Genomic DNA, 12,494 nt, shown 5'->3' with positions numbered 1-12,494 from the left:
TCCTGAAGTACGCAATTTGATCAGGATAAAGAATCCAGTCTTCTGAATGCCAATGAAAAGACTCTTGAGAAAATCCCGACAGGTTCCAAAAACCAAAGATCCAAACAACTGCGGCCGATACAAACATTGTTCAGGACACAGCCGGGACGTGATGTCAGGGTCGGCTTGCAAAACAATAACAACGGTCAGCCTCCATCACTGACCAGGTAATTGGCACTCTGAGTCCATGGAATACAAGATCATCATTGCAGACGACCACCCTCTGTTCAGGGCCGCATTACAGGCAGCTCTGCGTCAGGGGCTGGATAATCCTGAAATTTATGAAGCCGGGTCCATCGCAGCCCTGCAGAATGTCCTTGAACAGGTGCCATCGCCTGACTTGATCCTTCTTGATCTCAACATGCCGGGTGCTCATGGCCTTTCTGGTCTGATCTTTCTCAGGGGACAGTATCCGCAGGTCCCTGTTGTTATTGTTTCCGCTTCTGAGGATGCCCAGATCATCCATCGCTCACTGCATCATGGCGCTCAGGGTTTTATCCCGAAATCCTCACCACTGGATGTTCTGAAGAATGCCGTGAGCCGGGTGCTTGAGGGAGATACCTGGCTACCAGAATCGCTGCCCGAACTGCCAGAACAGGGACAGCTGTCCGAACTGGAAGAAAAGCTCGCCACACTAACGCCACAACAGTTCAGAGTTCTGGGCATGATTAGTGAAGGTCTGTTGAACAAACAAATTGCTTACGAACTGGAAGTATCAGAAGCCACGATAAAGGCACATATCACAGCTATTTTCAAAAAACTGGGCGTTCGCAGCAGAACCCAGGCTGTGATTGCCATGAACGAGCTGGAAATTGATCAGCCTTTCGCAGGTGACAACGGCTCGTCTGCTGTCCCTCCTCCTGCTTAATCAACTCACGGTCAAATATAGCCCTGACGGATACAGGCGCTGTGAGCGATGAGAATAGAATTATGGTGACAAAGTCTGATTTCTTTATGGAAGTATCGCCTTAAGATGACATTCAGACACCACAATGCTAAAAACTACAAACACCGTATCAATACACTGCCAGAAGAACAATCAGAAGAACAATCACAAGAACAATTAAAATAAACCAGGGATTCATTATGAACGAAGTGCGTGTGTACCCGGTAACTGAGGTCCAACGAGAGAATACATTGGCAGATAACAAACGTTATCTTGAGATGTACCAGCAATCAGTCGTCAGCCCCGAAAAGTTTTGGCGAGAGCATGGCAAGAGAATCGACTGGTTCACTCCATACACTCAGATCAGGAAGGTGTCGTTCGATCATGAAAATGTCGATATCAAATGGTTCTTCGACGGCACCACCAACGCCTCTTTCAACTGTCTGGATCGTCACCTCAACAAAAAAGCCGATCAGGTTGCCATCATCTGGGAACCGGATGAAGAAGGCAATGCCCCCAGAAAAGTGACATACCAGGAGCTTCACGAACAAGTTTGTCGGTTAGCCAATGGGCTTAAGAGTCAGGGCATTGGCAAAGGTGATGTTGTCGCCATATACATGCCAATGGTCATAGAGGCCACAGTGGCGATGCTGGCCTGTTCACGCATTGGCGCCATTCACTCAGTCATCTTCGGTGGCTTTTCACCCGAAGCCCTGGCGGGAAGAATAATCGACGCCAACGCCAGGCTGGTTATTACCGCTGATGAAGGCATTCGGGGTGGACGAAAAGTTCCTCTCAAAAAGAACGTTGATCAAGCTCTCGAAAACCCGGAAGTGACCAGCGTTGAAAAGGTCATTGTTTTGCGACACACCGGTGAAACGGTTTACTGGCAGGATGGTCGTGATCTGAGCTGGCAGGATCTGACGACCATGGCTTCACCTCACTGCACGCCTGAAGCGATGAACGCGGAAGACCCACTGTTTATACTCTACACTTCCGGCTCCACGGGCAAACCTAAAGGCATTCTTCACACCACTGGCGGTTATCTGGTTTATGCATCCATGACCCATCAGTATGTCTTTGACTATCGGGAGGGTGAAGTATTCTGGTGTAACGCTGACATTGGCTGGATTACAGGCCATACCTATGTCACCTATGGCCCACTTCTGAATGGCGCCACCATGGTTATGCATGAAGGTGTACCCAACTACCCGGCCTGCAACAGAGTCAGCAAGGTCATCGACAAACATCAGGTTAATATTCTTTACACCGCCCCCACGGCAATACGGGCGCTAATGGCTGAAGGTGATGCGGCTATTGCAGACACTCATCGCTCCAGTCTCAGACTTCTGGGCACCGTAGGAGAACCGATCAACCCCGAGGCATGGAACTGGTACTACAAAACCATCGGCAATGAAAACTGCCCCATAGTAGATACCTGGTGGCAGACAGAAACGGGAGGGGCTATGCTGACACCTCTCCCCGGCGCCACCGATCTGAAACCCGGTTCTGCAACTCGCCCATTCTTTGGTATCAGACCCGCCCTGGTTGATAACGATGGTCGTATTCTCGAAGGCGAACAGGAAGGCAACCTGGTTATTCTCGATAGCTGGCCCGGACAAGCCCGGACCGTCTTTAATGACCATGAGCGCTTTGTTCAAACCTACTTCTCCAGCTTTAAGGGTATGTACACCACGGGTGATGGCGCCCGCAGGGATGATGATGGCTATTACTGGATCACGGGGCGTGTTGATGACGTTCTCAATGTCTCCGGTCACCGCATGGGCACTGCTGAAATTGAGTCCGCTCTGGTTTCTCATCATGATGTTGCCGAAGCTGCTGTTGTTGGCTTCCCTCACGATATCAAGGGGCAGGGAATATACGTCTACGTAACACTGATAGCCGAGTCTGAGTATTCAGAAGAGCTCCAGAGTGAATTAAGACAGTGGGTTCGCAAGGAAATCGGCCCTATAGCCTCACCGGATATCATCCAGTGGGCTCCGGGACTCCCCAAAACCCGATCCGGCAAAATTATGCGCCGAATCCTGCGCAAAATTGCCTCAGGCGAGTATGAAAGTCTGGGAGATACATCGACACTGGCGGATCCTTCTGTTGTAGAAACGCTCATCAGGGACCGCGCATTAGCGGGCTGACCTTGTTCCCGGACTGAGATTTTAAACCCACAGAGAGCTCTGCATTCCGGAGCTCTTTGTCTCACCCTTGGTATAGTTATTAACCGCAGCATTTTAATCTTTTATTGACTTTAGGGATCATCGTCCATACTATGCGCTCCTCGTTGATGCGGGGTGGAGCAGCCTGGTAGCTCGTCGGGCTCATAACCCGAAGGTCGTCGGTTCGAATCCGGCCCCCGCTACCAACTTACAACGGCAGTTGACCACCAGACAACTGTTGCACAGATTTCGGTGCGGGATGGAGCAGCCTGGTAGCTCGTCGGGCTCATAACCCGAAGGTCGTCGGTTCGAATCCGGCTCCCGCTACCAACTTACAACGACAGTTGACCACCAGACAACTGTTGCACAGATTTCGGTGCGGGATGGAGCAGCCTGGTAGCTCGTCGGGCTCATAACCCGAAGGTCGTCGGTTCGAATCCGGCTCCCGCTACCAACTTACAACGACAGTTGACCACCAGACAACTGTTGCACAGATTTCGATGCGGGATGGAGCAGCCTGGTAGCTCGTCGGGCTCATAACCCGAAGGTCGTCGGTTCGAATCCGGCTCCCGCTACCAAATACAAGCCGGATTTTCCGGCTTTATTTTTTTTGCAGAAAAAACTTTTAATGCCTGCATCAGGCAGGGATAAAAGATTTCTCTTCCGTTCGTGACTGTTTGGGATCTCAATGCAGAAAAAAGAGGCCAGCTCACTCACAAAAACGGCACTTGTCGTTGAGGGCGGAGGAATGCGTGGTATATACTCCGCCGGCATTCTGGACGCCTTCATGGACAAACGCCATCGGCAGTTCAATGGCTTCTATGGAGCTTCGGCCGGTGCGCTCAACCTGGTTTCCTTTATTGCCGGTCAACGGGGTCGTAACCTCGACATCTACACAGGCGCCTGTCTGGAAACCCATTTCATCAGCCTCAAGCGCCACATGAAAGGCGGTAATCTGTTTGACCTCGACTGGCTGTTTGATCGCATCCAGAGACAGCACATGAATATTGACAAGTTTCGAAACCATCTTCGAGACAAAACATTCACGGTGGTTACCAGCTGCGCAAGTTCAGGTTACCCTATCTACCACAAGTTCGATGAATACTTTGAACTGGAACAACTGTTCACAGTTCTGAAGGCCTCCAGCGCACTTCCCATGATTTATCGTAGTACCATAACCATTAATGAAAAAAATCATGTAGATGGAAGTCTTGCCGACCCCCTGCCAGTTATGAAAGCTGCCGAGGATGGCTATGAACACATAGTTGTGTTGAGGAGTCGCGAAAGCCATTATCGCAAGAAGGCTTCGTCGAGCAATAGATTGCTGGCCTGGCAATTCCGAAAGCAACCTGAAGTGGCCGAGCTGATTCGCCAGCAGTACTCAATCTATAACGAAACTCTGGACAGCTTTGATCAGTTAAAACGTAATGGTATATCCATTACAGAAATTGCTCCGGATACTTCCCTGAGTTCAACCAGAAGCACGCGAGACCGTGCCAGACTGGTTTCCGACTATCACAAAGGCTATTCCGCAGGGTTTTCGTTCCTCCAACAGCTTAATCAGGCCTGACTGACCTGATCCTGGTGATCATGCCGATTTACAAACTCTATAACATACTCTCTGGCTTTATTAACCATCCCTACTAGGCTTATGAATCTGTGGAACTGACGATTGTCTCAATCAGCTCGACAGGCTAAGCAGTGCCTGTTCTAAAACCGCCAGATTCAGAGCAGGTTGTATACTTGCATTCCGAAGGTTCAACCATAGAGGTTTCATTATGCCAAGGCAGATTCTCGTTCCAGTTGCTCATGGCTGTGAGGAAATTGAAGCCGTCACTATTATCGATACCCTTCGCAGGGCCGGAGCCCAGGTCTCTGTCGCTGCCTGCACTTCCGATGGCAATCTGGAAATTGAGGCATCCAGAGGTATCAAGCTGATAGCCGACGACCACATCGAAGTATTTCTCAATAAAAACTTCCACCTGATAGCCCTGCCCGGGGGCATGCCCGGGGCAGCCAACCTCAGAGACAACCCCCACCTTACGGAACTTTTGCACCGGCAACACAAAGCCCAACGCTGGTATGCCGCTATCTGTGCCTCATCAGCTGTTGTTCTGGCTCATCACTCACTTCTCGATAATGTGCGTGCTACCTGCTACCCCACTTTTTTTGATCAGCTGGAGGGGGCTCTGCCACAACCGGAAAGCCCGGTGGTCGTCGATCAGAAAAACCGGGTAATTACCGCTCAGGGGCCCGGCTGCGCCATGAATTTCAGCTTCGCTCTGATTGATGCGGTATACGGTAAAGACGCCTACCGCCCTATAGCCAAACAGATGCTGGCAGACTGGGCACTCTGAGCACAACATCCAGACAGTGGATGTTATGACATTAAGCTGCCATGAACAGCAGTGTATTTCGTTAAGCCTGAACTCAAAAAACTCAGCGCCCTCTTTCGTCCGGAAAAAGTATTCCCCAGTAAGCCACACCTCATAATGGCTTTCAGCTGCGCCGCAGGCGCTCTGAGGTAGAATTTTGTGTTTTATGTTCTTTCCAGGTGGTTAGTAAAACTCACACTTTATGAACTTTGGTTTGAGATCAGAGTCTAAATCATATATCTAATGATTAAAGGGTCTTGATATATGGATGGCATAGGAAAAGGAACTGATTTTCAAGTCGGAGTCATGAACAGCTCATTGCTCAGGTCATACAGAGATGAACCATTGTGGAATGGAATTCCTGTTTGCACAGTAAACTGTACAGAAAAACATATTTCATTTTGTCCAGACCACGAACGCTCTACCCGCTTGTTCAATCGCTCAATTGAATTGCCCTTGAGTAATTCTTGCATTGATTTCATCAAGTACTCTGTCGGAGAAAAATGGCAGTTAATGGCATCATCTTTAGGCTTCACTGATGCTGAAATTCAAGAACTTCAGTGTACCTATATCCGTGGAACCGAATCTCATCACAACAAGCTTCACTCTAAACTGCCTGACTTTGTTTTTTTAATTGAAGCTATGATACGAAAAGCACAAATTGATAAAAATATGGATGCAGAAGCTATCTTTAATGCTATCGAAAGAAGTGGGCATTTTAACAAAAAATTTTACCCATTTCGGGAAATAAACAATCAAGAAAAAATCCAGACAAATCCTTTTCCTGATAAATCAGGATGCTTTACATCATATATTTTTCTTATTTGGATTAAAAAAGATGAAAGCTCACTCACTTTACCAAACACAACGGATTGCCCGGTAAAACAAAGATGTTATGACTGGGCTCAACACAATAATGATAAACTGGTTGTTTTATGGTACAGCTCATCAATGTTAGATCGAAAAGAAGAAAAAAGTACATTCTCCGATTTTCAAAGGAATATTCTATCTGATGGAATTAAAAATATATTGATCCTGGATATTGATAATATCAACTGGGGTGATGAGGAAAGATATACCTACTGGCATATAGGAAAATCCAGAATTTCTGAAACATTGGTTTTCAACAAGGAACTAGCTTTCGATGAAGTTATAGATGGCTTAAGACCTGTGCTTTTATCAAGGGGAAGCTCTTATATAAAATCTGCGATGAGAGAATCACATATCCATGAAGCGCAAATTCCAACTATGGGGGCTTATTTTGATGTGGATTATATACCTGTCCCATTCAAATCATTTTATCATCCCTATAGAAAAATTTGTAGAGACGGTACTTTTGATACAATATTTTTTTTTGAAGGATCGCTTTCTATTAGTGGCATGGTGCCTAACAGCTTTCTTGCCACTTATGAAGATAATAATGATTTAATAACAGATTACCCAATGTGCGGCGCATATGGAATGTTGTCTTTTTACGCGGATTACAGACCCCACCTTGTTGCAACAACCAGACTTTTCAGGATGTCTGACTGTAAATATGAAGACAATGGGCAATTACTGGAATGGGAAAGGCAAGCTACCTGGACTGAAAAATATTCAGACGAAACATTCTGCAGCACTTTATCTGAAGATAAACCATCTTTACCTGACTACTTGGTAAAATACAAAGCATCAGGCAGCTCAGGATCTGACCCAATGGTGCAGGATTAATGTTGATTACATAGCGCCAAATTCAGCAGTAGAGCCACTTGCACTGTCTGCCGGAATTTTTACGGATTTGTTTTTCTCATATGCACCCTCATTTATGACAATGGTATGAAATTCAGGCTGGCCTTCAGCATTGATAAAATTCACTTCAACCCAACGCTGACCAGGTTATACCAGATTCGCCACAAAAATTGTCAATCTATCAACACTCTACTCTGAAGCCGTATCTTCTGATGCCTCAAGTAAATCTGAAAGTCATCGAAAACACTAATTATACCAATCGTGCTTTCTAACTCCCGTGATGAGCATGGAGATTTGAGCCTTAAGACAAGGCGGCGTGAGGAGTCATAGCCTTAGCTATGGCGACGATCGGCAACGCAGGATTAAGGCTCAAATCTTCAGCGCAATAGGGAGTTAGAAAGTTCGATTGGTATTACATAATCAATCATAAGCTTCCCTAAGCCAGGGATATATGGTTTGATTGAAAAAGAGGTTAGAAAAAGCAGGTAAGGACGCTTGCACTTATTAATAAAGCCTTGAGGTACTCATTATGGAAAGCGTAATCATTCTGTTCTTATGTGGACTGGCTCTCTATCAGTTGAGTCTGAGACAAGACAAAATGGCTGAACAGCTGATCGCTCAGACGTTTAACCGGTTTGAACGACGCTACAACGATATTACCTACTCCTGCCTGAACTCTACAGTTGTCAAAAAACAACTGCATGGCTTCCCTGCAGTCCCCCTGGTACCATCTGTTAACTACACGGCCAGAGCCTTGTGTTATTCGGAGAATAAAAACTGGTTCTGGTTTGATGCCAGTATCCGCAACATGAAGCTCTACTCGACCAGCATCACTCCTGTTTCACAACCAGAAGCCTGCGATGCACTTAGCAGTGACCCAGAGGTACTCAGCCAGTATTTTCCGGAGAATAAAAGCAACGAATCCAAGGCTGAGACAAGTACCTGATAAACTATCTACTCAAAATATTTTCAGGTACTCATAAAAAAACCAGCGCAAAGCCGGTTTTTTTATGAGTACCTGAATGGATATCAGGCGTTTTTTTCCAGCTCTTCCTTACGCAAATCTTTCCTCAGAATTTTTCCGACCGGTGTCATGGGTAGCTCCTGACGGAATTCTATATCCTTGGGCACTTTGTATGCAGTCAGATGATCCCTGCAATAAGCCACCACATCTTCTTTCTTCAATTCGTCGTCTGCAGGAACCACAAACAACTTGATTCTCTCTCCGGTGACGTCATCAGGAATGCCGATGGCGGCACAATTCTCTACCCGGTCAAAGCTGGCCACTATATCTTCAATCTCATTGGGATAAACATTAAAGCCGGAAACCAGAATCATATCCTTGATTCTGTCAACAATTTCAACAAAGCCGTCTTCTTTAATAACGGCCACGTCGCCGGTTCTCAGCCAGCCATCCTCAGACAGCACCTCGGCAGTGGCTTCTGCCCTTTTCCAGTACCCCTGCATGACCTGGGGTCCTCGCACACACAGTTCCCCCCTTTCTCCTACAGCCTGAGCTTCGCCGCCATCATTAATCACTTTCAGTTCAGTACTGGGCAATGGCAGTCCGGCAGTGCCCAGTTGGGCAGTATCGCCAAAAGGATTCATGCAAACTGCTGGAGAGCACTCCGTCAAACCATAGGCTTCCGAGACATAACATCCGGTAAATTTCCGCCAGCGAATTCCGGTTTCTTTCTGCAAAGCCGTACCACCGGAAAGGGTGAGTTTTAGTTTACTGAAATCGCACCCCCTGAAGTCTGGGTGATTGAGCAAACTGACAAACAGCGTATTCAAACCAATGAAGCCAGTAAACTGCCAGGGCTTAATAAATTTGATAAAGGTTTTGGTATCCCTGGGATTGGCAATCAGGACATTCTGATTTCCCATATACGGCATGCAGAGCAGATGCACGGTAAACGCATAAATATGATAAAGAGGCAGTGGCGCCACGAGAATTTCATTGCCGAGCTGCTGAACCGGCTGACCACTTTCATCCAGCTGTGACAGAGCTGACGCAGCCTGAAGCATATTGGCAATCAGGTTGCGTTGAGTCAGTACCGCCCCCTTCGCAACCCCTGTGGTTCCGCCCGTGTACTGGAAAACAGCAGGGTCCTCAGGTGCAGGAGGATTTTCAAGAGGTACAGCCTGACAGGCTTCGCCTTTTGCCAGTGCATCCCTGAAAGACACCGCCTTTGGCAGATTAAAAGGTTCCACCATCTTCTTGACATGTTTTGCAGCAAAGTTAATCAGGGTACGTTTTGCAAATGGCAGCATGTCGGCCACGCGGGTTACAATCAGGTGCTCAATGCCGGTTTTTTCTACAACCTCTTCAACCAGATGGCCAAAGTTGTCCATAAACACCAAAGCTTTGGCACCGGAATCATTGAACTGATGCAACATTTCCCGATCGGTGTAAAGAGGGTTGGTATTAACTATGACAAGACCTGCTCTGATGGCTCCGTAGACGGCTATAGGATACTGAAGCAGATTCGGCATCTGGATGGCAATTCTGTCGCCAGGCTTCAGGGATGTGTGCTCACGAAGATAGTTGGCAAACTGCTGACTGTAGCGGTCCAGATCACCGTAAGTCAGAGTATACCCAATACCTGTAAATGCCGGTCGGGAGGCATTTTTTTCAAGAAGCTCCTCTATAATCGCCAAAAGATTGGGGTAGCGATCGGGATCAATAGTTTCAGCAACGCCAGCCGGACGCTTATCGCTCCAGAAAGATGCTTCCATAAGTACCTGCTCTCTTCTTGTTATCATGCGACGACTTCTGGCGCACACAAGTGATCGTTCGCCTGCTGCCGCATACATCACCATTTATATAAGAGTGTTCGCACTTTTGGGTCTGGCCGACTTCTGTCGTCAACCGTCAACTACCAGCCCCATAGGCTCTTTGCTCTTACAGCCGCTTTGGTGCATTTGTAGGGTAAATACGCTAAAAATGCACCTGCACTCATATAGCCGCTAAGGGAGTTTTACCAGCTTTTCGTGGTTGATACTAACCTTATCAGCACTTTGTTCGAAGATGTAGACCAAATAAAGAACTCTGGAAAAGACAGGTAGTTTCACTTAACCTAGGATTTAAATCACCTGAAAATCAAAGTTTATAAAATCTTTATCAGGGGAAAGATAGCCCAAAAAAACCATTTCACTTTTTAAACTTAAGAACGATGAAATGAGATAGGCTCTGGGAAAGTGAAAATAACCATTAGCCCATACGGAACCATTAGCTAAGGAAAGCATTTCGGGTAGACGGCCATGATCGAGTTTTACCTCAAAATACTCTCTGGCAATCACCAGGGGGCTGAAATTCCACTTGAACCCGGAAGCCACTCTCTGGGTAAAAGCGATCAGTCTGATCTGGTCCTGACCGATGAATCGCTCAATGATCTGGAACTGATAATAAACATCAGCCCTCAGGGTCAGATAAAAATATCCAGCCAGTCTAAAGACGGATTACTCTACAGTAACGGCCTGCCCAGGGGCTCAGAGCTGAACGCCAATCATTTTGACATCATAACCTCCAGTCAACTGTTTTTTTCTCTGGGCCCTGTAGATGCCGACTGGCCCGATCAACCACTGCCTGAGCTTCAGAGACCTGAGCCAGAACCGGAAGAACATCAGAACAGAGGCCCTGAGCAAGATGAAGATGATGAATTCCCTGATGCTCCAGACATCCTGACGGACGATGAGGATGAAGAGTTCAACAGCGATGACCTCAATAACCTCAGCAATGATCTGGATGGCATTAATGACTCTCAGGCAAATGACGAAGAGGCTGAAGACGACTCAGAGGAGTTTGAGAACCCCCTGAAAAATATTGACCGGAAATGGCTGATAGGAATCCCGGCAGGCATGTTTGCACTTTTCCTGCTTCTTATAGTTTTACTTTCAGGAGGCTCTGACGAAGCGCCTGCTGAAACAAGCCATCTTGATCAGGCCAAAGAGATCCGCAATCGACTGAACCAGAAAAACATCAAACTGAAAGAGCTTCCTGACCAGAGCATCCTGATCTCTGGCTACACCCTGACAATGAGTGATAAACAGACAATCCAGCGTGAACTTCGTGAGCAGGGGATTCCTTTCAGCTCACAGCTGGTGGTCATGAGTGAATTAAGGGCTAACGCCGATGTACTTTTAAAGAATCAGGGGCATACGTCTCTCAGTCTGGAGCTGGATAACTCTCCTGGCTCACTGGTTATGACCGGTTATGTTCCCACCTCAGAAGAGCTGCAGAAAATAACTGCCGCCCTGAAACAGGAGGTTCACGGACTGGTTTCCATTGTCGATCAGGTAGAAAATCAGGCAGGTCGTCTTAACACGCTCAAGTCCATGCTCAGGGAGAAAGGCCTTAGCCCCCGCATACATTTGATACAAAAACCTAATCAAATCACTTTAGAAGGCCACCTCTTGGACGATGAACAAGTATATAACCTGAACGATGTGGTCACACGATTCAGAAAACAGTATGGCAATCAGCCCCAGCTGAAACTCGCTACCAAAACAGCTGGAGCACCTGCCAAAGTATTAAACACCCCACTGGCCCCTTCTCTGAAGATTCGGTCAGTGAGTATGGGAAGGGTGCCCTTTGTAACCATGGAAGATGGTGCCAAATACCTGATCGGCGCAAAACTGGCCAACGGGTATATAATTGAAGATATTAATCTTGACTATCTTTTATTATCAAAAGGCACAGATCGGATCAAATATCGTCTTGGAGGCAACAGTGAAGGACCCACAAACCGACAATGAGAAAGTCCATCTCTCCGACCTCGAAGATCGCCTGATTCAAGACGCTGACGGTGAACTCAAGGAGCAGGTGCTGAAGGAATTAGTGGATGAAGCCTTTCGCCTGAAGTCGGAACGGGACAAAGGGCTTTCTCCTGGTGAGTTTGAAATCAACGACAAGATGATCACTGCCCTGATCGCCGCTGCTGAAGTCGTTGACAAGACCTGGAATACTCATCACAAGAAACGCGCTGATTAAACACCTTCTGACAGCTACGTCCAACAGGGAGAGGGATCATGGCAGAGCAGCGAGCCAACCATTTAAACTTCGATCATGTACAGAACGTATTTGGTAAAACGGCTGAAAATCTTGATCAGGCTCTGAAAAGCAAAATATCGAGCATGGACCCGAACAATACCAAAGACATGGTGGAGTTTCAGGTTGAGTTCAATAAATACATGATTATTGAGGGTTTGAGATCCAGCATCATCAAATCCATCAAAGACACACTCCAGAGTATTATCCAGAAGTTGTAAGCCGGGTAAACAGCAAGAGGCCTG

Annotated in this window: 10 protein-coding genes and 4 tRNA genes; 13 read left to right on the top strand and 1 reads right to left on the bottom strand. The window is 47.0% G+C overall.

The genetic code is table 11. The annotated features are described in order from the left end of the window. Positions 1-226: 226 nt before the first annotated feature. The 10 genes from ACOMHB_RS11675 to ACOMHB_RS11630 all read left to right on the top strand — a co-directional run bounded on the left by ACOMHB_RS11675 (position 227) and on the right by ACOMHB_RS11630 (position 8,145). A complete protein-coding gene (locus ACOMHB_RS11675; protein ID WP_448216733.1) occupies positions 227-907 on the top strand; it encodes a response regulator transcription factor in 681 nt (226 codons plus the stop codon). 218 nt (positions 908-1,125) lie between these two features. Continuing rightward, positions 1,126-3,078, top strand: coding sequence for an acetate--CoA ligase (gene acs, locus ACOMHB_RS11670; RefSeq protein WP_448216732.1), 1,953 nt, complete (start codon positions 1,126-1,128; stop codon positions 3,076-3,078). A 147-nt stretch (positions 3,079-3,225) separates the two neighbouring features. After that, positions 3,226-3,302 (top strand) — tRNA-Met (locus tag ACOMHB_RS11665). A 47-nt stretch (positions 3,303-3,349) separates the two neighbouring features. Next, positions 3,350-3,426: transfer RNA gene (locus tag ACOMHB_RS11660), tRNA-Met, on the top strand. A gap of 47 nt (positions 3,427-3,473) precedes the next feature. After that, positions 3,474-3,550 (top strand) — tRNA-Met (locus ACOMHB_RS11655). Between the two features lie 47 nt (positions 3,551-3,597). Continuing rightward, positions 3,598-3,674, top strand: a tRNA-Met gene (locus ACOMHB_RS11650). A 110-nt stretch (positions 3,675-3,784) separates the two neighbouring features. Further along, complete coding sequence (locus tag ACOMHB_RS11645; protein ID WP_448216731.1) at positions 3,785-4,666, top strand: patatin-like phospholipase family protein; 882 nt, start codon at positions 3,785-3,787, stop codon at positions 4,664-4,666. 208 nt (positions 4,667-4,874) lie between these two features. Next, a complete protein-coding gene (locus ACOMHB_RS11640) occupies positions 4,875-5,453 on the top strand; it encodes a DJ-1 family glyoxalase III (RefSeq protein ID WP_422413319.1) in 579 nt (192 codons plus the stop codon). A gap of 282 nt (positions 5,454-5,735) precedes the next feature. Beyond that, positions 5,736-7,181 (top strand): death domain-containing protein, encoded by a 1,446-nt coding sequence (locus tag ACOMHB_RS11635; protein WP_448216730.1) that lies wholly within the window; start codon positions 5,736-5,738, stop codon positions 7,179-7,181. Between the two features lie 547 nt (positions 7,182-7,728). Next, on the top strand, positions 7,729-8,145 hold the full coding sequence (locus tag ACOMHB_RS11630) for a hypothetical protein (RefSeq protein WP_448216729.1): 417 nt from the start codon (positions 7,729-7,731) through the stop codon (positions 8,143-8,145). 83 nt (positions 8,146-8,228) lie between these two features. Here the strand turns inward: ACOMHB_RS11630 and ACOMHB_RS11625 are convergent, their stop codons facing one another. Further along, positions 8,229-9,965, bottom strand: coding sequence for an AMP-binding protein (locus tag ACOMHB_RS11625; protein ID WP_448216728.1), 1,737 nt, complete (start codon positions 9,963-9,965; stop codon positions 8,229-8,231). 498 nt (positions 9,966-10,463) lie between these two features. Between ACOMHB_RS11625 and sctD the strand changes: the two genes are divergently transcribed. The 3 genes from sctD to sctF are packed head-to-tail and all read left to right on the top strand — an operon-like array spanning position 10,464 to position 12,470. Further along, positions 10,464-11,957 (top strand): type III secretion system inner membrane ring subunit SctD, encoded by a 1,494-nt coding sequence (sctD, locus tag ACOMHB_RS11620; protein WP_448216727.1) that lies wholly within the window; start codon positions 10,464-10,466, stop codon positions 11,955-11,957. After that, complete coding sequence (locus ACOMHB_RS11615; RefSeq protein ID WP_448216726.1) at positions 11,932-12,192, top strand: hypothetical protein; 261 nt, start codon at positions 11,932-11,934, stop codon at positions 12,190-12,192. The genes sctD and ACOMHB_RS11615 overlap by 26 nt, the downstream gene beginning before the upstream one ends. Before the next feature lie 38 nt (positions 12,193-12,230). Continuing rightward, complete coding sequence (gene sctF / locus ACOMHB_RS11610) at positions 12,231-12,470, top strand: type III secretion system needle filament subunit SctF (protein ID WP_422133423.1); 240 nt, start codon at positions 12,231-12,233, stop codon at positions 12,468-12,470. The last annotated feature ends 24 nt before the right edge of the window (positions 12,471-12,494 follow it).

Source organism: Endozoicomonas sp. 2B-B, assembly GCF_053470045.1.
This window is presented reverse-complemented; position numbering and strand designations above follow the sequence as displayed.

Bases quoted from the DNA above. Each gene is read 5' to 3' on its own strand.
- ACOMHB_RS11675 (WP_448216733.1), top strand. From the start codon at position 227: ATGGAATACAAGATCATCATTGCAGACGACCACCCTCTGTTCAGGGCC.
- acs (WP_448216732.1), top strand. From the start codon at position 1,126: ATGAACGAAGTGCGTGTGTACCCGGTAACTGAGGTCCAACGAGAGAAT.
- ACOMHB_RS11645 (WP_448216731.1), top strand. From the start codon at position 3,785: ATGCAGAAAAAAGAGGCCAGCTCACTCACAAAAACGGCACTTGTCGTT.
- ACOMHB_RS11640 (WP_422413319.1), top strand. From the start codon at position 4,875: ATGCCAAGGCAGATTCTCGTTCCAGTTGCTCATGGCTGTGAGGAAATT.
- ACOMHB_RS11635 (WP_448216730.1), top strand. From the start codon at position 5,736: ATGGATGGCATAGGAAAAGGAACTGATTTTCAAGTCGGAGTCATGAAC.
- ACOMHB_RS11630 (WP_448216729.1), top strand. From the start codon at position 7,729: ATGGAAAGCGTAATCATTCTGTTCTTATGTGGACTGGCTCTCTATCAG.
- ACOMHB_RS11625 (WP_448216728.1), bottom strand. From the start codon at position 9,965: ATGATAACAAGAAGAGAGCAGGTACTTATGGAAGCATCTTTCTGGAGC.
- sctD (WP_448216727.1), top strand. From the start codon at position 10,464: ATGATCGAGTTTTACCTCAAAATACTCTCTGGCAATCACCAGGGGGCT.
- sctF (WP_422133423.1), top strand. From the start codon at position 12,231: ATGGCAGAGCAGCGAGCCAACCATTTAAACTTCGATCATGTACAGAAC.